Origin of the sequence: Nocardia elegans NBRC 108235 (genome assembly GCF_001612845.1) — a bacterium.
Lineage (GTDB): Bacteria > Actinomycetota > Actinomycetes > Mycobacteriales > Mycobacteriaceae > Nocardia > Nocardia nova.
Window position 1 is genome coordinate 31,327 of record NZ_BDBF01000013.1, and the last position, 25,741, is coordinate 57,067.

The following is a 25,741-nucleotide window of genomic DNA, read 5'->3' on the forward strand; positions in this document are numbered from 1 at the left end:
GATGCTACGCGCGCTCTGCGGCTGCCGGGCGAGATCGCCGCGGCGCCGGGCGGTTTCGCCGCGCGGCGATCAGATGGCGCGCGCGTACGCGAGGGCCTCGGGCGTCTGCTCGAAGATCTGCGTCTCGCCGCCCGCGGGCAGGGCGCCGAGCGCCGCGAGCCGACGGCGATGCTCGTCGCGCAGGCCCGACATCAGGACCGTGATGTTGCGGTGCTGCAGTTTCGCGATGGCGTCCTTGAGGACCAGTGCGCCGGTCGTGTCGAGGGCGGTGACATGCGCCATGCGAAGCACCACCACATGGACGTCGGCGACCTCGGTCAGCTCCAGCAGGAAGCGGTGCGCGGCGGCGAAGAACAGCGGCCCGTCGATGCGGTAGGCGACGATACGGTCGTGCAACAGGCGGTGTTCCTCGCTGAGGTGGTCGCTCTCGTCGAGCGGAACCTGTTGCAGCCGAGCTTCTTTCGCCACCGAACGCAGCGCCAGGACGATCGCGATCGCGACGCCGACACCGACCGCGGTCACCAGGTCCATGGCGACCGTGACCAGGAACGTCGCGGCCATGATGAGTGCGTCGCCGCGTGAGGCACGCGCGATGGCGGTCAGCGACGCGGTTTCCACCATGCGGACCGTCGTGGCCAGCAGCACCCCGGCCAGCGCCGCGACCGGGATATCGGCAACGAGCGGTGCGGCCAGATAGATGATCGCGGCCAGCACCACCGCGTGGGCCAGCGCGGCCAGCCGGGTGCGCGCGCCGGAGCGGACATTGACGGCGGTGCGGGCGATCGCACCGGTCGCCGGCACCCCGCCGAACAGCGGTGCGGCGATATTGGCCAAACCCTGTCCGAACAGTTCGCGGTCGGGATCGTGGCGGGTGCCGACGGCCATGGCGTCCGCGGCGGTTGCCGACAGCAGCGATTCGAGTGCACCCAGCGCGGCGACCGCTAGCGCCGGCGCCACCAGTGATCCGAGGCTGCCCCAGTCGAGGAAGTTCAGGGTGGGAGCACTGAGGCCCGACGGGAGGGCGCCGATGGCCGCGGTGGGGATGTCGAAGACCGCGACCACGACGGTCGCGCCGGCCACGGCCAGCAGCGCGAAGGGCAGCTTCGGCAGGAACCGCCCGCCGACGAGCATCACCGCGGCCACCGCGACGGCGATCACGACCGGCGCGAGATGGGGTTGCGAAATATATTGGCGCACAGCGTCATAGGCCGACTGCCAAACCTTGTCCCCGTGCGCGTGCGCGATGCCGAGAGCGTTGGGGAACTGCTGCAAGGCGATCACCACGGCGATGCCGGCGGTGAAGCCCTCGATCACCGGGGCCGGCATGTATCGCACCGCACGCCCGGCCCCGGCGACCGCGAGCGCCACCAGCACGATGCCGGCCATCAGGCCCACAGCCAGCACCCCGCCCCCGCCGTGCTGGTGGACGATCGGAACCAGCACGACGGTCATCGCGCCGGTCGGTCCCGACACCTGGAAACGGGAGCCGCCGAATATCGCGGCCACGATGCCCGCGACGACCGCGGTGGTCAGTCCGGCCGCGGCGCCGAGTCCGGAGCTGATGCCGAATCCCAGTGCCAGCGGCAACGCCACCAGGGCGACGATCAGGCCTGACAGCAGATCCGGGCCGGGGGTGCGGAGGGCCGGACGCCAATCCGACCAGCGGGGGAGCAGTGCTGCGATGTTCACAACCGGGCTGCCAGACGCAGTTTCAGCGCGGCGAGCTGTTCCCGCAACGCGTCGGGCAGGCGATTGCCGCCGATGGTGGCGAACCAGTGGTCGATGTCGGCCACTTCGGCCACCCACTCGTCGATGTCGACCGCGAGCGACGCTGCCGTCCGGGCGCGCTGCCGGTCGTCGAGGCCGGTGAGATCGAGGGCCTCGATCGCCGGCACGTAGCCGATCGGCGTCTCGACCGCCTCGGCGGTGCCGTCGAGACGCTCCAGAGCCCACTGCAGCACGCGCACGTTGTCGCCGAAGCCGGGCCACAGGAATTCGCCTTCCGGACCTCGTCGAAACCAGTTGACCTGGAAGATCTTCGGCAGTTTCGCCGGGTCGGCGGCGGCGCCGAGCCGGAGCCAGTGGGCGAAGTAGTCACCGACGTGATAGCCGAGGAACGGCAGCATCGCCATCGGATCGCGCCGTACGACGCCGACCGTCCCGGCCGCGGCGGCGGTGGTTTCCGACGACAGCACCGAGGCGGTGAACACCCCATGGGCCCAGTCGAAGGACTCGGCGACCAGCGGGACGGTGGTGGCGCGACGGCCGCCGAAGAAGATCGCCGAAATCGGCACGCCGGCCGGATCGTCCCATTCGGGAGCGACCGAGGGACACTGTCGAATCGGTGTGCAGTACCGCGAATTCGGATGCGCTGCAGGCGTTCCCGAGGCCGGCGTCCAGTTCTCGCCGTGCCAGTCGACGAGATGGGCGGGCGGTTCGGCGGTCAATCCCTCCCACCACACGTCCCCGTCGGCGGTGCGGGCGGTGTTGGTGAAGATCGAATTGCCCTTCGCGATGGTGGCGATCGCGTTGGGATTGGTCGTGGCGCCGGTGCCGGGGGCGACACCGAAGAATCCGGCCTCCGGATTGACCGCGTAGAGCCGGCCGTCGGCGCCGAAGCGCAGCCACGCGATATCGTCACCGACCGTCTCGGCGGTCCAGCCGTCGAGCGCGGGTTCGAGCATGGCCAGGTTCGTCTTGCCGCACGACGACGGGAACGCCGCGGCGACGTAGTGCGTCTTCCCTTGCGGAGAGGTGAGTTTCAGGATCAGCATGTGCTCGGCCAGCCACCCTTCGTCCCGGCCGAGTACCGAGGCGATGCGCAGTGCGAAACACTTCTTGCCCAGCAGCGCGTTGCCGCCGTAGCCGGATCCGTAGCTCCAGATCTCGCGACGCTCGGGAAAGTGCGAGATGTATTTGGTGGTATCGCACGGCCACGCCGCATCCGGCTCACCGACGCCCAGCGGTGCGCCGACCGAATGCAGGCATTTGACGAATTCCGTTCCGGTCGTGAGCTTTTCCCAGACGGCGTCGCCGGACCGCGTCATGATCTGCATCGACACCGCGACATATTCCGAATCGGTGATCTGCACACCGAATTTCGGGTCCTGCGCATCCAGCGGCCCCATGCAGAACGCGATGACATACATCGTCCGGCCGGCCATCGCGCCGCGATAGTGCTCGGTCATCACCGTGCGCATATCCACCGGGTCGACCCAGTTGTTGGTCGGACCGGCGTCGGTCTCGCGCTCGGAGCAGATGAACGTGCGATCCTCCACCCGCGCCACGTCGTCGGGATCGGAGACACACCAGAACGAGTTCGGCTTACCGGTCAGTGGAACGAACGTTCCCTTGTCGACCAATCGTGCGGTCAGCCGATCCCACTCCGCCCGGGAGCCGTCGCACAGGACGATGTGCTCGGGGGCCGTCAGCTCGGCGACCTCGGCGATCCACGCCAGAACGCTCTCGTGGGCCACCGGAACCTCGTCGAGCTGTGCGATGACACGTGAACTGTCGGACACGAGACCTGCCTCCTTGATAAAGCTGCAATGTAGTTAGTTTAGAAAACCTGCAAACAGCGGTTGCATTCGGGCCCCTCGCTCCGCTGGTTCCGGCGCCCTATGCCCGGATCGTCAGGCGAGCTCTTCCAGCGCCTCCGCTTGGCCCGCGACCACGCCGGTCAAGATCGCCCGCGCCACCGCCAGCAATTCGGCGACCTGCGGGGAGGTGAGCTCGTAGGTCACCGACAGTCCCTCCCGCCGGGCCACGACCAGCCCGGCTCGACGCAGAATCGCGAGCTGCTGGGACAGATTCGCCGGCTCGATGCCGATCTCGGCCAGCATCTCGGAGACCGCCTGTTCGCGCTCGCTGAGCAGTTCGAGCACGCGAATCCGGATCGGATGCCCCAGCGTTTTGAAGAACTCCGCTTTCATCTGATAGAGGGGTCTGCTCAGTCCGGGCACGCGATCACTCCTTTTGGTACGCGGCCCCACGGCCTGCCCCGTCGCTCTTGATTGCAGAGTTTAGCAAACAGGAAAAGTGCCGAGCTGTTCGCCACCCCCGATCAGTCGGCCAGCCGCCACGGCGGATTGCGCCTGTTGCCGGCGGCGTGGAACAGGCACAGCCGGTGGCCGTCGGGATCACGTAACCGGGCTTCGCGCCACAGCCAAGGCATATCGGCGGGGGACTGCTCGAATGCGATGCCGGCATCGGACAGGCGCCGATACTCGCCGTCGAGGTCGTCGGTCTCGAAATAGACGGTGACTTCCTCACCGCCCGGTACGGCGTCGACGCGGTCGACCGAGAAGGTGCTCTCACCCGCGGGGCATTCGAATCGCAGATAGTGCTCGGTCTTGACGATCAGGCGCAGACCGAGCAGCAGATAGAAGTGCTCGGCTCGATCGAGGTCCGTGCTGCCGACGGTGACCTGGTTCAGACGCATACCGTCCAGTGTCACCATCGCGGCGCCGGATCGGCTAGCCACGCTCGGGTGGGAGCGCGGCGGTGAGGGGGTGGGCGAGGCGAAACCTCTCAAATCCACCTCGGGCCTCCGCGGGGAGAACCGCGGTGGCGGTCGGTGAATACCGGTAGCGGAGCATGGGGCGAAACGATCTGTCATGCAAACTTTTCCGGCCAGGCGCGAAAGTGGTTGTTCCTCTGCGGTTCTGGCTGCCGCCGGCGCGGACGCTCGGTGACGGGTGATCGAATGTCCGACTTCCGTCTATTCGTTTCCGTGGAGGTCGCCTCACGCCTGCGGAGGCGGACATGGTGTGGCTGGAGGCCGAGCGCGTCGCTTCGGCATTGGAACGCGGCTGCTGGTGGCTGCCGCGCTGGCAGGGCTGGACACCGGAGCCTCGGTAGTGGTGGCGCGCCGAATGTGTTCAGGAACAAAAGAATTCGATGGACAGAAGGGTGCACCCGATGGCTGTGCTCAGGAGGGCCAGCGACAGCGGCAGAAACCAGAGGAGATGAGTGCCGGGCTTGCCCTCGATACGGAACCGCTCCGGTGTGTCCGGGAGATACCTGACCCGGACGACCTCACCCGGCGTCCACGTCCGGCCCTGCCACTGGCCACGCTGCGAGACGGCGACGAACCGGTCCTCGTAGCGGCCGGCTATCGTGCGCGCTCGCGCGACGATCGCCGACTCCCGCATTTCCCGGCCGTCGGCGGTGCGGAAGGCGACCACCGGAGACGAATACTCCACGATCGTTTCGGTGCCATCGCTGTCGGGAACCGTCCGGTGACTGCGCTCGAGGTCGACGATCCGCCCCGCTACCACGACCCCGTCCCGAGCGAAGCGGAGACCGAACCTAGCCGCCTTGGCGCTCAGAGGCAGACCACCCACCCCGCCCCAGAGAAAGACCATGGCGACGAACCAGTAGCCCATCGCAGACCCTCGCGACGCTTGTGGAACGAGCTTCCAGACTGCCACACGGCGACTTCGGAAGAGCGGCACATCGATTCGGCTCGTCATCGTGCCGGCGCATCGGCGAAAATTGACCCTGCCGCCGCCGACTTGTGGCCGCCGTCCGCCTCGGCTGGCGCCGGCCAGACGAGCCGCATCAGGGACCGCGCTCCGCCTGCGCCCCCGGGCGGGATTGCCCACAAGCAGCCGATTTGCTCCAACAAGGGGGTAGTGAGGTAATCTCTTCGAGCACCCGCAAGCGGGAGCAACGGGCTGTGGCGCAGCTTGGTAGCGCACTTGACTGGGGGTCAAGTGGTCGCAGGTTCAAATCCTGTCAGCCCGACAGACGAAAACCCCTCCTGACCTGGTCGGGAGGGGTTTTGTCATTCGCTGACGACATGAAGCTGGGGACCATTTGGGGACCGTAGGTGCCGTGACAGCATGTTTCCGTCCTCGGTCAGCGCCGCCATATCCGGATGCAGATACCGCTGCGTGATGCGCGGGTCAGTGTGGCCGGCTATCCGTTGGAGCCGATGCAGCGGCACCCCGGCGTCCGCCATCCAGGTCAGCCCCGTATGCCGGAGATCGTGACGCCGAAGGTGGTCGTATCCCAGCTTCGTGACTACTGCGTCCCAATGCGTTGCCCGGCGAAGAACGCCAGTGCTGATTCGTCCGCCGCGGGGCCCCACGAACAGCCGCGCGTCAGGTTGATCCCGGCGGCCTTCCAGTCGCCTGGCGACGATCGGGCGTAACTCCTCGATGATCGGAATACGTCGAGCCCGCTTGCCCTTCGTGCCTTTATCAGCCATCCCGCCAGGGCCCGGGGTGGTCTGCCGGCGCAAGGTCCACACCCACCGATCCGCATCGATATCACCGACCCGGCAGCCGGACGCCTCACCGATCCGGGTAGCTGTGCACGCCATGAACGTCACGACATCACCCCAGCCCCGATACTTGTCCGCCGATGCCGCGACCAGCGCATCCGCCAACGTCGTGAGGGCACGCCAATCAGGCAACGCCAGTGCTCGCGGGTCTTCCAGCTCGTCTTCGTAGCGCGCGAATTGCTTCTGCCAGCCGACGACCGCCACGGGATTCTTGTCGATCAACTCGTCACGCACGGCCTGTTCCATGACCCGCACGAACGCGGCCAACGAGTTCTTGACCGTCGATTTCCCGCACCCATCCGCGATCCAGGCAGACACGGCACGGTCCGCAATACCCGCCGTGATCATCGTGACGGGCAGATGACCGACGCTCGGAACGACACGTTTACGCCAGCCCGCGAGATACGGATCGAGCGTCTTCGGCTCGACACCACGCATCGCAAAGTCCATGTTCGCTTCGCCGTAGTCCGCCAGCTTGGCCGTCGCGGTCTTCGGATCGACACCTCGGGACGCGGCGCGTTTGATCTTGTCGAGCCATTCTTGCGCCTCATCCTCAGTGTCGAACGACTCGGACTTGGACGGCCGTGCTCCGGTCGCTGGGTCGGTCCAACGAACGCGGGCCCGAAACGGCTTGGCCCGATCCCGCTTTTCGATGTCACCCCGAACGGGGACACCGAGCGGCACAACCTGTTTGCCGGCCATCACGCCGCCATCGGATCAACACGTTTGCGCCGCAGGTACTCGGCCACGTCATCCGAGTGATACCGGATCACACGGTCCGAGACCTGAACGAAGGGCGGCCCCTGCGGAGGACGAGCCGCACGCCACCGCCGCAAGCTCGATGGGTCGATCTTGAGCATTGCCGCAACCTCTTCCGTTGTGTACCAACGATTCTCGATCACTTCGACCTCCGTTGTCACGCCGCGTTCTTCGTTGCCGAACCTTGTTCGCCTGGTGGACTGGCTGCCAGGCGTGCGTTTTCGTATTGGGCGCGCCATTTGATCCGCTGAGCGATCGAGGCCATGATCAGGTGCTCTCGCGGTGGCACGTTCTTGTCTCCCGGTTCGACCGGTTTCACGATCAGCCGGGACGGGTCCGGGCGTTGGATGCCGACCTGGGCGAGGATTTGCCGAACGAACTCGGCGCGGTCGGCCTTGTGGTCCGGGAGGGTCTTGCCGGTCCAGCGACGCGAGACCAGCACGCGGCGTCCGCGCAGGCCGAGGGTTTCGCGGCGGTGGGCTTTGCCCTTGCAGCGGCCGGGCTGGGTCTTGTCGCTGGCGCCCTTGGGAGCGATGCCGTAGCGCAGCCAGATCGGGCAGTTGGGCGAGCACGGCACTTTCTGGAGTTCGGCGTGGAGCCGCTCGTAATGCTGTGCCGCCCGGTCGGTCTGGGGTTCGATGACCTCAGCGATGGACTTGGTCAGGTATTTGGTCAGGTAGCCGACGTGGCGGGAGGCTTCCTCGGTGCCTCCGAGCACACCTTGGACGTCGACCTGGCGGCCGAACTTCACCACGTGGGCGGGTTCGAGGTCGTCCACCAAGTCGAGCATGTCCATTGCCTCGTCCCATAGCGGCAGCGGTTCGGCGGTGTCGGGGTCGACGAATCGGCCGGCGGAGTAGTCCCAGACCGGCATGTGCCCATCGGTGTACTGCTCGTTTTCCGGGTCGAAGTGCGGCCACCACACCTGGTGGTAGGTCGCGGCCACGATTTGCCGAATAAGCTCCCGAGGGTCGGTTCCGCGGATCGCCATGTGAATGTGCGGGGCACCACGGCGCTGGGGTTCCACGGTGGCGAAGTACTGGATATCGCGACCGGTCGCACGCCGGTAGTTCTGAACGAACCGATCGAACAGCGCGGGCCAGAACACGATGTCACGGGCAGCACGGCGGTAGTCATAGGTGTCCGGGTCGACGGGAGAGCCGTCACCGCAGGGTTCGCCCTTGCTGTTGACCGCACCGTCACCGTTCATGCGCCCGTAGCTGTCGCAGGTGAGGGTGAGAAAGATCGAGGGCCGGTACTTGCCCGCGTACTGACGTCCGATCGTGGACTTATCCACCTTCTTGCGAGGCAGGTCCGGGACGTCCTGGCGGCGGCGGGTCGACCGTTTGCGCTCCGATTTCGGCGCAGGATCCAGCGCCGGAAGACGCCCGCGCACACCGGTCTCCCGCAACTCCGCATCCAGATCCGCCACCACTTCCCGGATGCCGGCCATCTCGTCGTGATCATCGCGAGCCTTCGCATCCTGGTACAGGTCCATCAAGCTCGCGCGAGCCTCGACCAGTGCACGTTGTTGCTCGGTGGGGTCGCGTTTGTCGTCCACCGGTTCGGTTTCGATATGCCAGCCTTCGTGAGCCTGCTGCATCCGCAGAGCGCGAGCCCGAGCCGCGCACGAGGGGCACACGCTTTCGAGTGTCGATTTGCAGGGTGCGCCAACGTATTTCGATTCGCCGGTGTCGGGGTCGAACGAGTACATCGGGATCGGTCGGCGGCACTCCCCGTGTTTGTCAGCCGCCGCCTGAGCGATGTCGTACATGCTCGGCATGGCACGCCGATCGGCCGCGGTTTCCCGGACCGGCGCGGGGGAGGCCGTTCCGGTGTCAGGCTGTTGGTCTGTCATGGTCGGGCCTCCCTCGCTGTCGGTGGTGGTTGTCACGCGGCTTTGTTGTCTTCCTGGCGGGGCGGTCCTCCCAGTCCGCCGGGGATGTGCGGGAAATGCACCGGAATCGGCTCAGCGAGCGAATCAGCGTGCCGGAACACCAGTTCCACCCGAGCCGGGCCGACGATGCTGGCGCGGCATTCCTGTGCGCCGAATGCGTGTGCCAGGTGGGCGGTGCGGTTGGTCCAGTCCTCAGGGCATTGGCCCGACAGCATCCGCACCTGCACCCGGTCGGTCGAATCCCCGATCTGGATGTCCAGGAGCCGGGGCACCTTCACGGCCTGCTGTTCGCGGCGTGTCAGGTTGCAGTCGTTGAGGCGCTTGCCCCACTGGCGCCGGTATCGGAACCAGGCCAGGAACCGTGATCGGGCGCGGTGAGTGATCCAGCGGGAGAACGATTCCGGATACCGGACCCGCCACAGTCCCAGAGCAGCAGTCGAGGCGATGCCGAGGCCGAGGGCGGGTGCCCAGCCGTAGAGCCAGAAAAGGCCGGCGGTGGCTGCGATCGGCAGGGAGACCATCGGGAACAGCAGCGCCCACCAGGCCGCGGTGAACACCGCCACGATCCCCCAGCCGAGCAGATGCATGATCGCGGTCAGGATCTCGTCCACCGGGTCGCGGTGGGTCGTTGTCGTGGTGGTTGTGGTGCTCACCGCTTCACCTCGGATTCCTCGAACAACCCCGATTGGGCGCGGCGCTCTCCGCCCAGGAGGTCTTTGGCATTGCGGCGCTTGGAGTTGCGAACCTGATCCGCTGCCGCCTGGACGATCGGGTTCACCTGTACCGCTTCGGGTTTCGTGTTCATGCGGCCCAGTCCCCGCCGTCGGGGTCATAGCCGTGGCCGAACACCTCTCCGGTTTCGGCGAGGATGTTCACCGCGATGCCGATCGGGTCGAGTCCGCGTGCTTCGAGCTGGCAGCGGCGACGCGCGTGCAGGTCGATCACGTCGGCGTATTCGCTTGTCCGCTTGCTCATTTCAGGTTCTCCTGTTCGTCATCGGGTGCACCGCAGCGGTCGCAGCGGCGAAGATCGTTCGCAGAGGGGAAGCGATGGCCACGCAGGTCGCACTCGGCGGTGATCGCGCAGCCGTCGCAGGTGATCCGGTCACCGTCGTAGAGCCAGCCATTTCGGCCACCGGCGAGGTAGTAGGCGGCCTGGTGGGTGGAGGTGAAGCAGACTGCATCCCCGGCAGCGTCGGTGTAGAGGTCGCCGCAGGAATCGCAGTAGATGACCACGTGGTTTTCGGTGACGAGTCCGCGTTTCATGCCGCCACCGGACCTGTGTAGCCGTCGCCAGGGATGTCGTCGTCGCCCAGGTCGTCGGGGTCGAAGTCGTTGTAGTCGGCGGTCGGCGCGAAATCGGTTGCGGGGGAATACATGTCCACGATCGCGTCGGCTTGCTCGTCGGAGATCCAGAACGCACGCACCCGCACGAACTCCGTGGTGCCGTCTTCGCCGACGTAGCCGACACCGGGCGTGGTTTCGGGGATCTTGTCGCACAACGCACCCCGATCCCTGGCGCCCTGCCCGTGCACCATCGCGGTCTGTGTCGGTTCGTCCAGGCGCAGGCCGATACGGACCGGGAACAGTTGCCGGTTGGGCATCGTCTCCTTGGACGGGTCCTGCAGGGCCGCGATCACCGAGACACCGGCCGCGCGGCCCTTGGACTGCAACATGCCGGTCAGACGCCGGAATTCGTTCTGCTCGTCGCGGTCGGCATACGACGACAACGACGCCGCCTCATCGATGATGATCACGATCAGCGGCTCATCCGGCGACGGGACCAGCTTGCGCACTCCGGCAGCGCGCATGCGGGCCAGGCGTTCGTCCATCTCGGTCACGGCCTCGCGCAGCATGGCGAGGATGGTGGAGGCGTCGACGGCGAAGCGGACGAACAAGCGGTTTTCACCGCGCCCGAACTCCACACCGCCTTTCGGGTCGGCCATCCACACATCCACGAACCCGGCTTTGATCGCCGGGCCGAGACCGGCCAAGATCGACCACAGCACCGAGCCCTTACCCGACCCGGTAGCACCAGCAAGAAGGATGTGCGAGTACAGGATTCGCAGCAACCACGGCGTACCGTCTTCCCGCACACCCACCGGAACCGCTTCCAGATCGACACCGGCAACAACCGTGTCGGTGGTGACCGAATCGGCCAAGGTGTCGTGCACCCGCAGTTCCAGCCGCACCCAGCCCGGAGCAGGCGAAGACACAGTGACCTGCTCGACACCGACGTGGTCAGCGATGCGGGAGCGGGTGTCGTCATTGCTCCAGTCGGACAGGGTTTGCCCGCCCCGCATCAGCACGTCGACCGTCAGGCCGTGACGGGAGTAGTCCCACCACTCCACGCGCGGGAACCCGGTCTCGGGTGAGCCGAGCTTGAGCAGGGCGAACATCAGCTGGGCGTGGGCGGTCGAAGCGAACGACAGCACCGCAGGACGCAGAACTTCCGGCGCTTCGGCCAGGTCGTGTTCCAGGCCCGCAGCGGTGGTGGTGGCGGGACGGCGGCCCCACGGCAGGATGTGTGCCGCGAAGATCAGCGCGCCCGCTGCCGACGCCGCGTACGGCACCATGTCGACAACAGTCATGATCAGCTCCCGATCGGGACAGAGACCGGCAGCAACGGAGGCTGCACAGGTCGAGAAACAGGAATCGATTGCGCCACAGGAATCACAGGCGCAGCAGGCACCACCGGACGAGCCGGTTCGGGGGCCGCAGGCTCCTCGGACTCCTCCACAGCGGTCCGCGCGTCCTCCTCGGCCTCAGCCATCGCCGGAGCAGGGGCCGGGGCCGGGGCCGGATCGCTTTGTGCGGCACGGAACAGCACCGCCAATCCGTGGGTGTCCACGAGCAGCGATATCGGGGCGATGGCCGCCACGATCGCGCACAGCCACGCCGGAAGCTCTTTGCCAGCAGCTACGGCGTGGATGCTGTTGCCCGCCACCGACACCAGCGCCCCGACCACCAGAACCCAGGTGAAGAACTTCCGTTCCGCCGACTTGGCCAGAACCAAAGCGCCGGCAGTGGCCTGAACGATCGTGCCGTCGATGATCAGCGGGAACAGCCACGCATCCGACGCCGGAATATGCGCCAGCTTGGCCAGATCCCGCAGCGTGGCGAACGACAAGCGGAAGGCGGCGGCGCCGACGCCCACGATCACCAGGACCGCGAACACCCGCGCCGCACGCATTCCCCGCTCAGGCGTGAACATCAGGCAGCCTTCTCCGCTGCCAGACGCTCCGCCACGTCGTGCATCATCAGAATCTGCGGCAGCTGCTCAGCCAGGGTGCGAGCATCCTCGATCGACAGGTACAACCGCGCATATCCGATGGCCTCGTGGTTCATCTCCACGCTCACCGAGGCCCGGAGCGGCCCCGATGCGGTTTCGCGCGCCGGGCAGTATTCGGCTTCGATGCCATCGAACTTGCTGATGTGTGCGCTGATGAACGACATGGCGGTCACGCAGCCTTCGCGTCGCCGCGTGCCGGACGAGCGGCACCCGGATCGGCCGCGGGAACCTTGGCGCCGGAGTTGTCGCCCGCGATGCCCGTGGCGCGCACGGTCCAGCCGAGGGTCTTGAACTCGCCCTGACCGGTGACCTTCGGCTGAAGGGTGACGTTCTCGAGCACGATCGAGCGCATCCCGGGCAGCACCTCGGGCGTCGAGGGCACCGGGGCCACGTCCGCCAGGAAGATCACCTGAATGCTGGACTTCTTCGGGTTCGTCTCGGCCGGGTTGGTCGCGGTGGCCTTCCACTGCCGCAGACCGGTCACGGGGTCGACCTTCTGACGAGCCGGAGCGTTGCGGTTCTGGTTGTACTCGGTGTCCGGCTCGACCTCGCCGACCAGGACGAGCCCCTTCTCGAACGCTTCGTTGAACGCGACGTTGAAACGCAGATCCTTGAGTGCCATGGGGATGTTCCTCCGTTGTGTGCTGGAATCCGTTGACACCCATTACTTTCCGGATTTCGCAGTGACGTCAGCACCACATACGTGGACATCTTGAGACGTCTCGAGTACAGTCAAGACGTCCCTACTCGTCCCTAAGGGGTTGGCATGGCGAACGAAAGATTGCGAGAGGCCCTGCTCCGCAACGGGCTCAACACCGGCCACGTGGCCGATGCAACGGGTGTGGATCAGAAGACCGTCGAGCGTTGGATCACGAAGGGGCGCGTCCCCTACCCGCGTCATCGCCACACCGTCGCCGCCCTGGTCAAAGAATCCGAGACCTACCTGTGGCCTGATGCGATCAGCCAGGACAGACAGTCCGAGATTGCGCAGTCCGAAGTCGTTGCCGTCTACCCGCACCGGAACTCAGTCCCGAGTGATCTGTGGAGCCGACTCCTCGCCAACGCCAATGAGCGCATCGAGGTGCTGGTGCTGGCAGGTCTCTTCCTTGCCGAGGAACCGTCGTTCACTCGGACCATCAAGCAAAAGGCCGCTCAAGGGACGTCGATCCGTCTCCTATTCGGAAATCCGACAGCGGCAGAAGCCAAGAAGCGAAGCTCCGAGGAGCGTTTGGCGGAGGGCACCGTATCCGCACGAATCCAGAACGCATTAGCCTTGATTGCGCCTTTGGCGGATATCGACGGGGTAGACCTCCGCTATCACGAGACCACGCTGTACAACTCGGTGTTCCGTTTCGATGACCAGATGATCGTCAACATGCACGTCTACGGCCAACCCGGGGCGTATGCGCCGGCTATGCATCTCCGGAAATTGGCCGGCGGGGACCTGTTCGAGACCTACACGACAAGTTTCGAGCACGTCTGGGCGACATCGACCGTGCCGAATCTCCAGGTTGGTGCCGCATGAGAACCGACTATCTCGATGACCCGAAGGCCCCCGCCGCGAACAGCCTCAAAGTCGCTGTGAGCGCCGTAGTTCGGGACGACGATGGCCGAATCCTCCTGATCCGCCGGACCGACAACGACCGGTACTCGATCCCAGGAGGCGGGATGGAGCTCGGCGAAACCGTTGCCGATGCCGTGGTCCGCGAAGTCGAGGAGGAGACCGGAGTACTAGTCCGCGCAACAACGCTCGTCGGTGTCTTCTCAAACCCGAAACATGTCATCGCCTACGACGATGGCGAAGTGCGGCAAGAGTTTTCGATCTGCTTCGCCGCGGAACCGATCGGCGGTGAACTCCGCTCAAGCTCTGAATCCAAAGAGGTGCTGTGGGTCGATCCCGCCGGCCTCGCCGATCTCGACATTCATCCGTCGGTCAGAGAGCGGATCAGGAAGGGGCTTGATCCCGCTTCCGGTCCCTACTTCACATGAGACCGCAAACGCCCCTCTGTCCGCGTCACAGCCTCCCGTAGATCCGGAGTCGCCTCCCGGATTGAACGGCTGACGACATGATCCGGCCCGTACCGCCGGTATACGTCCGCCACGCGTTCATCGAACGTTGTATCGTCGCCTGCCGCCGTGGTGGTCATATCCGCCCACCACAACGCATCCCGCAGCGAGGTCTGCTCGTCTTCCCACTCCAGCGGCACGCCACGATTTCGTGCTTCTACGCAGGCACAGGAGTGGTTGGCCACCAGAGCGCACAAACGATCCGAGGCGCCTATCTGAGCGAGATAGGTCGCACCATCGACGGGATGGAATCCGGTCCGCACCAACTCCGGTGCATACCCGATGTCATGGAGCCACGCCGAGGCCACCAGCATCGCCGCGTCGTCAACGAACCCTGTCGCCAGAGCCGCCCGTCGAGCGACGCCGGCAACATGACGCCACCGACGCGGCAACCCGTGCAGCTGCTCCTGGGCCAGCTCCGCCGCCCAGCCAGCGAGATCGTTCCCCGTCACGACTCCACGGTAACGACCTGCACCGACTGACTGCGTGGGTCGTTGCCGAATTTGGCTATAGAGGATCAAGGGCGGCGCTTCGCGCCGCCGAGCGGCGCCGCCACGCGGCGCCGCGCAACCGCCCGCCTCCGCAAGCTGCGGCAAGCGGGCGCGTCGGGCGCGTCGGCGCCGCTCTGGCGACGTGGTAGAACGCCACCCGTTCCTATCTGGCCACTTCACGCAACGATGTGGCAGTGCTGGGCGCGACGTCTGCCGTACCCGGCCGGGCCTCCCGCAGCCGAGGACCGAATCGGCCGGCCACCAGCTCAGTCGACCGGCTGTGGTCGCCCTCGGTAGCCGGATTCCGAGGAAGCTCACCAGGATCTCGGTGCCGGGGTCGACGCAGTTCGGTTCCACACCAGCAGGTTCCGGCGCTCACCGATCCTTCCCCATTGCTATGGACGATCTGCCGAAGGCATACCACCGGCGCAGGGCACTCCAAAGGGCGCATTCGCGTCAGCTTCGCTGATGGGCATTCGCCCACCCTTTTCCGCACCCCACACCGGTGGTCTGGACAAGCCCAGATCGACCACAGCAACGAGGAAGGACCTCCCGATGACCACCACCACTTACGTCTGCGGAATCCGCGGTTGCGACGCCCCCGCCACCGAGATCCACCCGATGCCCCGATTCGGACGCACCATCTACCGCTGCCACCCGCACCACGTGCAGGACCTCGCCAGCCAGGCAGCCGCCGACAGCTACGACCCCGCAGCCGCCTACGAGTGACCCCGAGGGGGCTCCGGCCCCTTCCCACCGCTTCGGCCACCGGCAGCGCCGCCGGTGAGTGAGTCGCCAACGACGTCGACTCCGGCCGATCACCCCGATGCTGGTCACATCGGGACACCGGTGACCCGGTGCGGACGACGGTCCTTCCGTCCGCATCGGGTTTCCGCCAGCAGATACGTTGGTTCGCTGCCGAATTCGCCTTATGTCTATAGATAGAGAGGTGTCGCCGAGGTGGAAGAGGTGCCGGGCGGCAGGTACCACCTTCCTCACGCCGAATGGTCTCGCTCCAGCCGAACGAGTCAAGGACCACCTGACGGTGTCCGCTACGCGGTGCCTGCGGCATCCTTGACACGCTCAGCTTCCGCTGAGGGCGGCATGTATGAGGAAGGTGAGCTAGCAGTCAGGATGGCAGGAACCCCCCATATGACGCCGTCGCGTTACAGCCTGTAGGTAGACAGCGATATCTTCTGGCCCCTCCCCTCTAAAGGAAGTTTCACGCCGATGCCATCTGATCCGTCCAAGCTTCATGATGCGATCCGTCACGTCCTCGCCGATGACGAACATGGGATACCGAAGTGGGCCACGGAGATGGACATCGGTAACAACCTCGATACTCAATCGGTAGAAGAGCTCGAAGAGCGACTTGCCGAAGTGGAAAATGTCCTCGCCATGGAAGTCGACAAGTTCGGCTTCAGCGAGAAGCAGGTCCGAAATCTGTTGACGTTCATGCGAGCTCGCCGCACGCTCATCTTGAATCGGATAGCGGTGGTTTCTCAGCAGCAGCGCATGAAGGAACTCGAGGAAACCGTCCGCGAAAAGGTCAACGACCCTGCCACGCAGAACATGATCGCCGACATGGTGTCTGAGAGCGCCCGACAACTTGAGCGCGATACCCGACGAGTTCGGGAGTCTGAGGAATCAGTCAGATGGCAGAAGCTGGAACAGCGAGAACGCATATGGAACATGCGGAAGTCTTTGCTTGAGCGTGAGCCGGTTGCCGTACTAATCGGTGGGCTCCTACTGCTGGGCATCGCCATAGTGCTGGTTGTAGCAATGTTCACCCACACGACCGTGCCGGAGATAGTTTCAAGCGCGTTCTTGCTGGTCCTGGGCTACTTCTTCGGCCAGAGTAATAGCCGGTCGGGCGAGAGCCGCGGGAAGAGCGACTGAGCACCCTAGCCTTCGACCCAGAGCGCGATGGTTGTCTGAACTCGGGGACCATCTGGGGACCACACGCCATGCGCACCCTTGCACAACGCCTGCATATGGTCGCGCACCGCCATCCCGCTTTTCGCGCATGACGTGCGCAAACAGCCGATCCCGATTCCTGGGGGTCAAGTGGTCGCAGGTTCAAATCCTGTCAGCCCGACATAAGAGAATCCCCTCCGACCAGGGTCGGAGGGGATTTTTTGTTGATCGGGAGACGCTCGGGATTCGATCCGAACTCACAGAAATCTCACGCTTTCGGTCCTACGCCGCGGGCCCACTGCTCGAGGACCGCCCGGTTGTCGGGTGAGGTCTCGGGGACGTCGATGTAGTGGGCCTTGGCCACTGCCTCGGTAGGTGTTGCCGAGCTGTCGCGCGGCCCGTTCGGGGTCGCCGTAGGCGTTGTCGATGACCGTGGCGACCACTCGGCGGAAGGTCCGTGGTGTCACCCAGGCGTAGTTGTCCCCGCGCGCGGCCCGCCGCACTCGCCCGAAGTTGTTCGGATTGCGCAGTGAGCCGTTGCGAGCTGGAAACAGCACACCGTGCGGGTTGGGCTGGCCGGTCACCTCGAGGTCCTTCATCGCCTCGCGGCACGCCTGCACCGAATGCTCCGGTAGCAATATCCTGCGCCAGCCGTGCACAGCGAAAGTACCTCTCCCGCAATCCGAGTTACCGTCCAGGTGTGGAAACAAGATCGTCAACACCCCAAGATCAGGGCATCGGCCACTTCGCCAACCAATCAAGCAGCCTGACGTATCCCGGTCTGGGTCAATCACGAAATGTGAACCGGAACCACCATTCAACCGAAGTTGACACATCGCGATCGCGGCGGACGCTGCTGGCTCAACGCGGCTTCTTTACCAAATGATCGCGTATTCCGACAAGGTGGAGACGCCGCCGCTGCACCCGCAGATCGGATTTTTCGGTCATGCAGCGACCTTGCGTGGTTTCGACGAAGCCGCCCAGTGGTTGGCCGATCGACTCGCCGGGCAGAGCCGTCCGCGCGGGTGCAGCAGCTAGTTCTAGCTGCTGCGGCCCGCGAGTTCGCGCCGACCGCGTGACGTGGTCGATGTTGCCGATTCCGTCGGGTGAAGCAGTCGGCAACTACGTCGACGCCGGCTGAACCCCTAACCTTCCACGCCAGGGTATGGTCAGCGCCGCTTCCTGAGCCCTGTTCGCGCGCGAGCCGGCGCCGCGTTTGCGTGGGTAGTAACTGGCGGGTCTCTATCTTCCGCCGATCCGATCCGCGGTGGAAACCTGGACTTCGCCGCGGATCGTGCCGCCGCGTCGCTCCGTCATCGCCCGCTCTTCGTCAATGGGGCTCACGTGCACTGCGTCTCCCACCGTCCGTGGCGGGGCGGCGTTCGCCCTCGAGGTCGTGAAGCAAGTTCTCGATGAGCTCGGTTACGTCACGGTGGCCGAGATGTACGTCGAAGGCTTCCTCCATTCGCAGAAATCTCGAGATGCTGGACATCAAAAGGATTATCGCGCCGGGAGTATAGGTATCGGACTCGAAGCGATACTCGGTCAGGATTTTCGATACCGAATCGAGTTGTAGCTTCCGAAATCGCTTGGAGGACTCCGAGATTTCGGCGCGAATCGCTTTGCGATGATTGGCCAGGGCGATGAACTCCATGGTCAGCGCGGTCTGGGACTGATCGTGAATCGCCTCCCAGAGTGCCCACAGCGGCTGCGGCGAATTCAGGGCGTCGATCTGGCGCTGGTAACTGCGGTCGGCGCCGCGCCGGAAGAGTTCGACGAACAGATTGTCCATATTGCCGAAGTAGTAGTAGACCAATGCCGAGTTGGCGCCGGCGCGGGCCGCCAGCCGACGGATACTCACCCCGGCGTATCCGTCCTCGAGCATGAGTTGCTCTGCGGCGTCGAGCAACGCCGCTCGCGTCGGGGAGTTCTCTGGGTCCGCGTGGCGGCCCGGCTTCATCTGATGGCCTCCTCTGAACCCCATGTGGGCCGCGATTGTGCCGCGGTGGTCGACCGTCGGTGTGATCAGTGTACGGCGACCGCGATCCGCTGATGACCCGCCGTCGGTGAAAGTTCCTGCGACGTATGGCTGTTGACAGGCGGGACGTCGTGTCGTATACCTTAATCGACCGATTAATTAATCGATCGATTAACATCACCGGGTTTGCCCCGGAGAGTCGGGACCTGACCGACGGACGAACCGTCGCGGGTAGAGGAGCGCGCAGAATGACAAGCACCCCGACGTCCGGCCGAAGCCGACCGGAAGCCCGACCGCGTGGGACCGGACGTGTCGCAGTCGTGACCGGCGGGGCCTCCGGGATGGGGCTGGATATCTGCCGCGCCTTCGCCGTCGAGGGCTACCGAACGGCGATTCTCGACATCGATGGCGCCGCGGCCGCGCGCACGGCCGAGGAGTTACGCTCCGCCGGCGGTGACGTGATCGCGGGTGAGGTCGACGTGACCGATCGCGTCGCGGTCGAGAAGGCGTTGAGCGCGGTGCGAGCGCAATTCGGCCCGGTCGAAATCCTGGTCACCAGTGCCGGTGCGGTGGGCTTCGCGCCGTTCACCGAGATCTCGGAGCAGGAGTGGCACCGGGTACTGGGAGTGAACCTCACCGGGACCTTCCACTGCGTACAGGCTGCGATCACGGATATGGTCACCGGCGGATGGGGGCGCATCGTGACAATCTCGTCATCCAGTGCGCAACGTGGCTCGCCGGGCATGGTCCACTACACCGCGTCCAAGGGCGCCGTCGTCGCGATGACGAAGGCCCTGGCGCGCGAGTACGCGGCTCGCGGCATCACCGTCAACACCATTCCGCCTTCGGGAATCGATACCCCGATGTCACGGCAGTCGCAGGCAGCCGGACATCTGCCCGACAACGCGACCATGGCCAAGGCCATCCCGGTCGGACATCTCGGCACCGGCGACGATATCGCCGCGGCGTGCCTGTTCTTGTGTTCCGAGCAGGCCGGGTACATCACCGGGCAAGTGCTGGGCGTGAACGGCGGGTCCGTCATATGACCACCACCTCGCCACCGCGGCTGGCACCGCTGCCGGCCGACCAGTGGGACGAGCGGGCCCGGAGCATGCTGCGCGGTCACGTACGGCTGGCCGACCGCTATCTGTCCGGCCGGCCCGACGCGCCGCCGATGCCGAACGTGCTCGGAATCCTGGGCCACCACACCGAATTGGCCGCCGCCTGGCTCGCCTACAACGGAGTGCTGCTCGAACAGTCCGCACTCGACGCGCGCTGGCGCGAACTGCTGATACTCCGGATCGCGCGGCGCACGGACTCGGCCTACGAATGGGCCCAGCACGTGCGGATCGGGGCCGGGTGCGGGATCGGCACGGACCACGTCGCGGCCGTCGCCGACGGTCCGGAGCATCCGCTGTGGTCGCCGGTGGAACGACTCCTGCTCACCGCTGCCGACGAACTGCTCGACCGGTACCGCGTCACCGACGCCACCTGGTCCGGTCTCGCGGCGCACTTCGATGCCCGGCAATTACTCGAAATCCTGTTCGTGGCCGGGTCTTATCTCTGCCTGGCGCTGGTGTTCAACAGCGTCGACCTGCCACTGGACCCGGGCATGGACCGGGCCGCACCGACACCGCCGCAGAAGGAGGAACAGCCGTGAGCGAGCGTGAGCAGTCCACACCCCGCCGATGGCCCAAGCCGCCCGAGGGCAGCTGGACCGAGCACTATCCCGAACTCGGCACCGCGGCCGTCTCGTTCGAGGATTCGGTATCCCCGGAGTTCTTCGAACTCGAACGCGAGGCGATCTTCAAACGCGCCTGGCTCAATGTCGGCCGGGTGGAACAACTTCCGCGCACCGGCAGCTTCTTCACCAAGGAAATCGACATCGCCCGCACGTCGATCATCGTCGTGCGCGATCGCGACGGCTCGATCCGTGCCTTCCACAACATCTGCCGCCATCGTGGAAACAAGCTGGTGTGGAACGAACTACCGCGCGAGGAGGTTGCGGGCACGTGTCGGCAGTTCACCTGCAAATACCACGGCTGGCGCTACGGACTCGACGGCGCACTGAATTTCGTTCAGCAGGAAGAAGAATTTTTCGACCTGGACCGAGCGGACCGCGGATTGGCCCGGGTGCGCTGTGACATCTGGAACGGCTTCGTCTTCGTCAACCTCGATCCGGAACCGCGCCAGACCCTGCGTGAATTCCTCGGCCCCATGATCACCGCGCTCGACGGCTACCCGTTCGACGCGATGACCGAGTGGTACGAGTTCAGCGCCGACAACAACAGCAACTGGAAATTGTTCGCCGACGCCTTCCAGGAGTACTACCACGTCCCCGGCCTGCACCCGCAGCAGATCCCGGGCGCGGTTCGTACCGGGAAGGGTTTCGAATGCGCCCATTTCCAGATCGACGGCCCGCACCGGGTGGTGTCCACCGGCGGCCCGCGCCGCTGGACGCTCCCGCCCGAATACATGTATCCGATCGAGCGCATCACGCGCAGCGGCCTGGTCGGACCGTGGGAATCGCCGGAATTGGGGGATATGCCGCCGGGGTTGAATCCGGGACGTGTCGATCCGTGGGGTATCGACAACTTCCAGATCTTCCCGAATATCGAAATCCTGATCTATCGCGGCTGGTATCTGCTCTACCGGTATTGGCCGACCTCCTACAACACACATCGGTTCGAGGGCATGCTCTGCTTCCAGCCGGCCCGCACGGTCCGCGAACGCATCGAACACGAAGTCGCCTCCGTCGTTTTCAAGGAATTCGCCCTGCAGGACGCCGGCATGCTCACCGGCACGCAGACAGCGCTGGAATCCGCTTACCGCACAGCGGGTTTGACCGAATTCCCGGTGAACGACCAGGAGATTCTGGTGCGCCACTTCCACAAGGCGGTCGCCGACTGGGTCGAGGCGTACCGGCGCGAACCGGTGAAGGCGTGATCCAGATGGCCGAGAACCTGCTGCCCTCCGAATTCGCCGAACTCGAGCGATTCGCGCACACCTGGTGTCTGGCAACCGAATCCGAACGCTGGGCCCGCCGGATGGCAACACCCATGCCGGAACTGGTCACCTTCCACGACGCCTTCCTGCCCCGGCTCGATGAGGCCATAGCCTATTGCGACAAATTCCCGTTCGACGAACTGCCCGACGATGCGCTGAACCTACTGCGGCTGATCTATTCGATGGTGATGGTCGCCATGGCGGTGGAGATCTTCCAGCAACCCACACCCACCGACTGTGCCGACGCCATCCTTACCCGCATCGCCGAACCCATGCCGTAATCCCTGTCTCGCAGCCGTATTCGGCGCGAAGCGGAAGGAAATCCGATATGACGATCACTATCGACACGCTCGGCCACGACGTAGGAGCGCAGATCTCCGGTGTGGACCGCGAACAGCTGCTCACCGACGACACCGTGGCCGCCGCCGTCCTGGATGCCCTGGAAACCCATGGCGTCCTGGTCTTCCGCGATCTGCACCTGGATCCGGAGACACAGGTGGCGTTCTGCCGCAAGCTGGGGCCGATCGACACCGAACCCGGCCACCACCCGGTCGAGGGCATCTACCGGGTCAGCCTCGACACCGGCAAGAACTCCTCCGCGAGTTATCTGCGCGCCACCTTCGACTGGCACATCGACGGCTGCACACCGCAGGACGACGCCTACCCGCAGATGGCCACCATGCTGTCGGCCGAGGCCGTGGCCGCCTCCGGTGGGGACACCGAATTCGCGTCCACCTACAAGGCTTTCGACAATTTGAGCGCGACCGAGCGGGAACAGCTGGCGGCGCTGCGGGTGGTCCATTCGCTGGAGGCGTCCCAGCGCCTCGTCACCCCGGATCCCACCCCGGAGCAGCTGGCCGCTTGGCGCCGCCGGCCGTCGAAGGAGCATCCACTGATCTGGACCCACAAGACGGGTCGCAAATCCCTGGTGCTCGGCGCCTCGACCGACCATGTCGTCGGGATGGATCCGGTGGAGAGCAGGCAGTTGCTCGACGACCTTCTGGACCGCTGCACGGCACCGGAACGGGTCTACCGCCACGAGTGGTCGGTCGGTGACACCGTGATCTGGGACAACCGTGGCGTCATCCACCGCGCGACGCCCTACGACACCGGATCGCCGCGAGAAATGTTGCGCACCACCATCCTCGGTGACGAGCCCATCCGCTGACAACCGTTTCCAGGAGCACACCATGCCGCGATGGCCCAAGCCCGCCGAGGGCAGCTGGACCCAGCACTATCCCGAACTCGGCACCACGCCCATGTCCTACGAGGACTCGATCTCGCCGGAGTTCTTCGAACTCGAGCGCGAAGCTATCTTCAAACGCGCCTGGCTCAATGTCGGTCGCGTGGAACAGCTGCCACGCACCGGAAGCTACTTCACCAAGGAGATCGCCGCCGCCCACACCTCGGTCATCGTGGTGCGCGACCGCGACGGGCAGATCAACGCCTTCCACAACATCTGCCGCCATCGCGGAAACAAACTGGTGTGGAACGAACTACCGCGCGAGGAGGTCGCGGGCACGTGCCGGCAGTTCACCTGCAAATACCACGGCTGGCGCTACGGACTCGACGGCGCACTGAATTTCGTTCAGCAGGAAGAGGAATTTTTCGACCTGGACAAGAGCGCACTCGGACTCGCACGCGTGCACTGTGAGGTCTGGTCCGGGTTCATCTTCGTCAATCTCGCCCCGCAACCGCGGCAGACGCTGCGCGAGTTCCTCGGCCCGCTGATCACCGGATTGGACGGCTATCCGTTCGACAAGCTCACCGAGCGGTTCTGCTACCGGTCCGAGGTGGGAGCCAACTGGAAGCTGTACATGGACGCGTTCCAGGAGTTCTACCACGCTCCTGTGCTGCACGGTAAACAGACGCCGGACAACTTCTCCGTCGCCGCCCAGCAGGCCGGCTTCGAGGCGCCGCACTATCAGCTCGACGGACCGCATCGGCTGGTCAGCACCTCGGGAGTGGTCACCTGGGAACTGGATCCCGAAATGCGCAAGCCCATGGAGGACATCACCCGCAGCGGCCTGTTCGGGCCGTGGGACACACCGGATCTCGGGCCGATGCCCGCCGGGCTGAATCCCGCCGGCTGCGATCCGTGGGGACTCGATTCGTTCCAGCTGTGGCCGAACTTCGTGATCCTGATCTGGTCGGGAGGCTGGTATCTGACCTATCACTACTGGCCCACCTCCCACAACACCCATATCTTCGAAGGCAACCTGTATTTCCCACCGGCGCGCACAGCGCGCGAACGCGTCGCCCACGAGATGGCGGCGGTGACTTTCAAGGAATACGGGCTGCAGGACAGCAGCACCCTGGAAGCGACCCAGATCATGCTGGAATCCCGCGCGGTCACGAGTTTTCCGCTCAACGATCAGGAGATCCTGCTGCGCCACCTGCACAAGGTCGCCGGCGACTGGGTCACCGACTACTGCCGGGAACGAGCGGAGGTGGCACCGCGATGACGCTGTTGCCGAGCGAATTCGCCGATCTCGAACCGTATGCGCCGACCTGGTGCCTGCCCAGCGAACGCGAACGATACGCCCAGCGGCTGGCGAGCACGATGGATGATATGCAGCGGTTCTACGATGCGATCACCGCGCGCGCCGAGGACGTGCTGACCTATTGCGACACCTTCCCGCTCGACGACCTCCCCGACGAGGTGCAGAACCTGTTGTATCTGCTGTATTCCATGATCACGGTGTCGTTCCCCGTCGAAGTGTGGAGTCAGCCGAAGATTCCCGATACCGGTGCGGCAGCACTGGACTGCGTGATCGAGCCGGTCCCGTGAGCACCGGCGAGAGCGTGCTCCTGCGGGCGGCGCGCCGGGTCGACGTGGAGACGGGTGAGGTGCACTCTCCTGCCGCTGTCGCGGTGGAGGGCAACACGATCACCGCGATCGATCCGCCACAGCTATCCCCGGGGGCTCGGGTCGTCGATCTCGGTGACCTCACGCTGCTGCCGGGGCTGATGGATATGGAGATCAACCTCCTCATCGGCGGTCCCGACAATCCGTCCGGCCTGCCCAATCCCCTGCACGGGGTCCAGGACGACCCGGTCTACCGGACCCTGCGCGCGACGATCAACGCTCGCACCACCCTGCACGCCGGGTTCACCACCGTCCGCAATCTCGGTCTGATGGTCAAGACCGGCGGCTACCTGCTCGACGTCGATCTGGGCCGTGCCATCGACCAGGGGTGGGTCGAAGGGCCGCGCATCGTCTCGGCCGGGCACGCCATCACTCCGACCGGTGGACACCTCGATCCCACCATGTTCCAGCGGCTGGCCCCGCACATCATGCCGGTCAGCGTGGAAGAGGGCCGCGCCAACGGCGTGCCGCAGGTGCGCGAATCCGTGCGCTACCAAATCAAATACGGCGCCGGCGTCATCAAGATCTCAGCCTCCGGCGGAGTGATGTCGCACGGCACCGTAGCCGGCGCACAGCAGTACTCGGACGAGGAACTGGCCGCCATCGTGGACGAGGCGCACCGAGCCGGGATCAAGGTCGCGGCGCACGCACACGGCGACGCCGGAATCCGCGCCTGCATCCAGGCCGGTGTCGACTGCATCGAACACGGATCGCTCGCCAGTGACGACACCATCGCGATGATGGTCGAACACGGCACCTTCCTGGTGCCCACCAGTTATCTGTCCGAAGGACTGGATGTCTCCAAAGCCGCTCCCGCACTGCAGAAGAAGGCGGCCGAGGTGTTCCCCCGTGCTCGGGAAACACTGCGCAAGGCGATCGCGGCCGGGGTGAAGATCGCCTGCGGCACCGACGCGCCCGCGGTCCCGCACGGAGACAACGCCAAGGAACTGTGGGCACTGGTCGATCGCGGGATGACACCGGCCCAGGCATTGCGCGCGGCCACCGTCACCAGCGCCGAACTCATCGACGCCGACGACCGCGGCCGCCTCGCACCCGGACTGCTCGCCGACATCATCGCCGTCCCTGGCGATCCGACCGCCGACATCACCGTGTTGCAGGACGTGCGGTTCGTCATGAAGGACGGCCGCATCGTCAAACACGCCTGACCTCAATGGTC

31 protein-coding genes and 1 tRNA gene are annotated in these 25,741 nt (G+C 65.4%); 13 read left to right on the top strand and 19 right to left on the bottom strand.

Annotated features, from left to right (window positions below; all coding sequences use genetic code 11):
* Positions 1-69 precede the first annotated feature (69 nt).
* The 5 genes from NE2_RS10915 to NE2_RS10935 form a co-directional block, all read right to left on the bottom strand.
* A complete protein-coding gene (locus NE2_RS10915; RefSeq protein WP_233429737.1) occupies positions 70-1,689 on the bottom strand; it encodes a SulP family inorganic anion transporter in 1,620 nt (539 codons plus the stop codon).
* Positions 1,686-3,521: a phosphoenolpyruvate carboxykinase (GTP) gene (locus tag NE2_RS10920; RefSeq protein WP_063025824.1), complete on the bottom strand. Its 1,836-nt coding sequence runs from the start codon at positions 3,519-3,521 to the stop codon at positions 1,686-1,688. Before NE2_RS10920 ends, NE2_RS10915 begins: the two co-directional genes overlap by 4 nt.
* A 111-nt stretch (positions 3,522-3,632) precedes the next feature.
* Complete coding sequence (locus NE2_RS10925; RefSeq protein WP_063016039.1) at positions 3,633-3,932, bottom strand: ArsR/SmtB family transcription factor; 300 nt, start codon at positions 3,930-3,932, stop codon at positions 3,633-3,635.
* A 131-nt stretch (positions 3,933-4,063) separates the two neighbouring features.
* Entirely contained in the window at positions 4,064-4,441 is a 378-nt protein-coding gene (locus NE2_RS10930; protein ID WP_030515883.1) for a VOC family protein, read from the bottom strand.
* 439 nt (positions 4,442-4,880) lie between these two features.
* Positions 4,881-5,387: a DUF3592 domain-containing protein gene (locus tag NE2_RS10935; RefSeq protein WP_063025825.1), complete on the bottom strand. Its 507-nt coding sequence runs from the start codon at positions 5,385-5,387 to the stop codon at positions 4,881-4,883.
* Between the two features lie 287 nt (positions 5,388-5,674).
* On the opposite strand from NE2_RS10935, the gene NE2_RS10940 reads away from it, so the two are divergent.
* Positions 5,675-5,748, top strand: a tRNA-Pro gene (locus tag NE2_RS10940).
* 40 nt (positions 5,749-5,788) lie between these two features.
* Here the strand turns inward: NE2_RS10940 and NE2_RS10945 are convergent.
* The 11 genes from NE2_RS10945 to NE2_RS10980 are packed head-to-tail and all read right to left on the bottom strand — an operon-like array spanning position 5,789 to position 12,858.
* Complete coding sequence (locus NE2_RS10945) at positions 5,789-6,991, bottom strand: tyrosine-type recombinase/integrase (protein WP_063025826.1); 1,203 nt, start codon at positions 6,989-6,991, stop codon at positions 5,789-5,791.
* Positions 6,991-7,209: a helix-turn-helix transcriptional regulator gene (locus NE2_RS34525; RefSeq protein WP_036507909.1), complete on the bottom strand. Its 219-nt coding sequence runs from the start codon at positions 7,207-7,209 to the stop codon at positions 6,991-6,993. Before NE2_RS34525 ends, NE2_RS10945 begins: the two co-directional genes overlap by 1 nt.
* Positions 7,206-8,906, bottom strand: coding sequence for a replication initiator (locus NE2_RS10950; protein WP_063025827.1), 1,701 nt, complete (start codon positions 8,904-8,906; stop codon positions 7,206-7,208). Before NE2_RS10950 ends, NE2_RS34525 begins: the two co-directional genes overlap by 4 nt.
* A 32-nt stretch (positions 8,907-8,938) precedes the next feature.
* Positions 8,939-9,598 carry a hypothetical protein gene (locus NE2_RS10955; RefSeq protein ID WP_063025828.1) on the bottom strand — a complete coding sequence of 220 codons (660 nt, stop codon included), beginning with the start codon at positions 9,596-9,598 and terminating at the stop codon, positions 8,939-8,941.
* A complete protein-coding gene (locus NE2_RS35610) occupies positions 9,595-9,750 on the bottom strand; it encodes a hypothetical protein (protein ID WP_157110929.1) in 156 nt (51 codons plus the stop codon). The genes NE2_RS10955 and NE2_RS35610 overlap by 4 nt, the downstream gene beginning before the upstream one ends.
* Positions 9,747-9,920, bottom strand: coding sequence for a hypothetical protein (locus NE2_RS35615; protein ID WP_157110930.1), 174 nt, complete (start codon positions 9,918-9,920; stop codon positions 9,747-9,749). Before NE2_RS35615 ends, NE2_RS35610 begins: the two co-directional genes overlap by 4 nt.
* Entirely contained in the window at positions 9,917-10,210 is a 294-nt protein-coding gene (locus NE2_RS10960; protein WP_063025829.1) for a hypothetical protein, read from the bottom strand. Before NE2_RS10960 ends, NE2_RS35615 begins: the two co-directional genes overlap by 4 nt.
* Positions 10,207-11,535, bottom strand: a complete 1,329-nt coding sequence (locus NE2_RS10965) for an FtsK/SpoIIIE domain-containing protein (RefSeq protein WP_063025830.1) — start codon at positions 11,533-11,535, stop codon at positions 10,207-10,209. Before NE2_RS10965 ends, NE2_RS10960 begins: the two co-directional genes overlap by 4 nt.
* Before the next feature lie 2 nt (positions 11,536-11,537).
* The gene (locus NE2_RS37030; RefSeq protein WP_233429739.1) at positions 11,538-12,158 is read right to left on the bottom strand and encodes a DUF2637 domain-containing protein; all 621 of its coding nucleotides are present in this window, start codon (positions 12,156-12,158) and stop codon (positions 11,538-11,540) included.
* Entirely contained in the window at positions 12,158-12,409 is a 252-nt protein-coding gene (locus NE2_RS10975) for a hypothetical protein (protein WP_063025832.1), read from the bottom strand. Before NE2_RS10975 ends, NE2_RS37030 begins: the two co-directional genes overlap by 1 nt.
* The gene (locus NE2_RS10980) at positions 12,406-12,858 is read right to left on the bottom strand and encodes a hypothetical protein (protein ID WP_063025833.1); all 453 of its coding nucleotides are present in this window, start codon (positions 12,856-12,858) and stop codon (positions 12,406-12,408) included. The genes NE2_RS10975 and NE2_RS10980 overlap by 4 nt, the downstream gene beginning before the upstream one ends.
* A 144-nt stretch (positions 12,859-13,002) precedes the next feature.
* Here NE2_RS10980 and NE2_RS10985 point away from each other — a divergent pair, with 144 nt between their 5' ends.
* Both NE2_RS10985 and NE2_RS10990 read left to right on the top strand, forming a co-directional pair.
* A complete protein-coding gene (locus NE2_RS10985) occupies positions 13,003-13,761 on the top strand; it encodes a DUF5919 domain-containing protein (protein WP_063025834.1) in 759 nt (252 codons plus the stop codon).
* Positions 13,758-14,225 carry an NUDIX hydrolase gene (locus NE2_RS10990; RefSeq protein WP_063025835.1) on the top strand — a complete coding sequence of 156 codons (468 nt, stop codon included), beginning with the start codon at positions 13,758-13,760 and terminating at the stop codon, positions 14,223-14,225. The genes NE2_RS10985 and NE2_RS10990 overlap by 4 nt, the downstream gene beginning before the upstream one ends.
* Here NE2_RS10990 and NE2_RS10995 read toward each other — a convergent pair.
* A complete protein-coding gene (locus NE2_RS10995; protein ID WP_063025836.1) occupies positions 14,213-14,755 on the bottom strand; it encodes an HD domain-containing protein in 543 nt (180 codons plus the stop codon). The genes NE2_RS10990 and NE2_RS10995 overlap by 13 nt on opposite strands.
* Positions 14,756-15,349: 594 nt before the next feature.
* Here NE2_RS10995 and NE2_RS35625 point away from each other — a divergent pair.
* Positions 15,350-15,523 carry a hypothetical protein gene (locus NE2_RS35625; protein ID WP_157110931.1) on the top strand — a complete coding sequence of 58 codons (174 nt, stop codon included), beginning with the start codon at positions 15,350-15,352 and terminating at the stop codon, positions 15,521-15,523.
* 501 nt (positions 15,524-16,024) lie between these two features.
* On the top strand, positions 16,025-16,693 hold the full coding sequence (locus NE2_RS11000; RefSeq protein ID WP_146165296.1) for a hypothetical protein: 669 nt from the start codon (positions 16,025-16,027) through the stop codon (positions 16,691-16,693).
* A 275-nt stretch (positions 16,694-16,968) separates the two neighbouring features.
* Here the strand turns inward: NE2_RS11000 and NE2_RS35630 are convergent, their stop codons facing one another.
* Together NE2_RS35630 and NE2_RS11005 are read right to left on the bottom strand one after the other, a co-directional pair.
* Positions 16,969-17,331, bottom strand: a complete 363-nt coding sequence (locus NE2_RS35630; RefSeq protein ID WP_146165295.1) for a hypothetical protein — start codon at positions 17,329-17,331, stop codon at positions 16,969-16,971.
* 710 nt (positions 17,332-18,041) lie between these two features.
* Positions 18,042-18,671, bottom strand: a complete 630-nt coding sequence (locus tag NE2_RS11005) for a TetR/AcrR family transcriptional regulator (RefSeq protein WP_063025838.1) — start codon at positions 18,669-18,671, stop codon at positions 18,042-18,044.
* 266 nt (positions 18,672-18,937) lie between these two features.
* On the opposite strand from NE2_RS11005, the gene NE2_RS11010 reads away from it, so the two are divergent.
* From NE2_RS11010 to NE2_RS11045, 8 genes are read left to right on the top strand one after another with little or no spacing between them, the layout of a single operon-like run.
* Positions 18,938-19,735, top strand: coding sequence for an SDR family NAD(P)-dependent oxidoreductase (locus NE2_RS11010; protein ID WP_084493957.1), 798 nt, complete (start codon positions 18,938-18,940; stop codon positions 19,733-19,735).
* Complete coding sequence (locus NE2_RS11015; RefSeq protein ID WP_063025840.1) at positions 19,732-20,349, top strand: carboxymuconolactone decarboxylase family protein; 618 nt, start codon at positions 19,732-19,734, stop codon at positions 20,347-20,349. Before NE2_RS11010 ends, NE2_RS11015 begins: the two co-directional genes overlap by 4 nt.
* Positions 20,346-21,635 carry an aromatic ring-hydroxylating oxygenase subunit alpha gene (locus NE2_RS11020; protein WP_063025841.1) on the top strand — a complete coding sequence of 430 codons (1,290 nt, stop codon included), beginning with the start codon at positions 20,346-20,348 and terminating at the stop codon, positions 21,633-21,635. Before NE2_RS11015 ends, NE2_RS11020 begins: the two co-directional genes overlap by 4 nt.
* A 5-nt stretch (positions 21,636-21,640) precedes the next feature.
* A complete protein-coding gene (locus NE2_RS11025) occupies positions 21,641-21,976 on the top strand; it encodes a hypothetical protein (RefSeq protein WP_063025944.1) in 336 nt (111 codons plus the stop codon).
* A gap of 47 nt (positions 21,977-22,023) precedes the next feature.
* Positions 22,024-22,863, top strand: a complete 840-nt coding sequence (locus NE2_RS11030) for a TauD/TfdA dioxygenase family protein (protein ID WP_063025842.1) — start codon at positions 22,024-22,026, stop codon at positions 22,861-22,863.
* 22 nt (positions 22,864-22,885) lie between these two features.
* Positions 22,886-24,160: an aromatic ring-hydroxylating oxygenase subunit alpha gene (locus tag NE2_RS11035; RefSeq protein WP_063025843.1), complete on the top strand. Its 1,275-nt coding sequence runs from the start codon at positions 22,886-22,888 to the stop codon at positions 24,158-24,160.
* Positions 24,157-24,486 carry a hypothetical protein gene (locus NE2_RS11040; RefSeq protein WP_063025844.1) on the top strand — a complete coding sequence of 110 codons (330 nt, stop codon included), beginning with the start codon at positions 24,157-24,159 and terminating at the stop codon, positions 24,484-24,486. Before NE2_RS11035 ends, NE2_RS11040 begins: the two co-directional genes overlap by 4 nt.
* Positions 24,483-25,730, top strand: a complete 1,248-nt coding sequence (locus tag NE2_RS11045; RefSeq protein ID WP_063025845.1) for a metal-dependent hydrolase family protein — start codon at positions 24,483-24,485, stop codon at positions 25,728-25,730. Before NE2_RS11040 ends, NE2_RS11045 begins: the two co-directional genes overlap by 4 nt.
* Positions 25,731-25,741 lie beyond the last annotated feature (11 nt).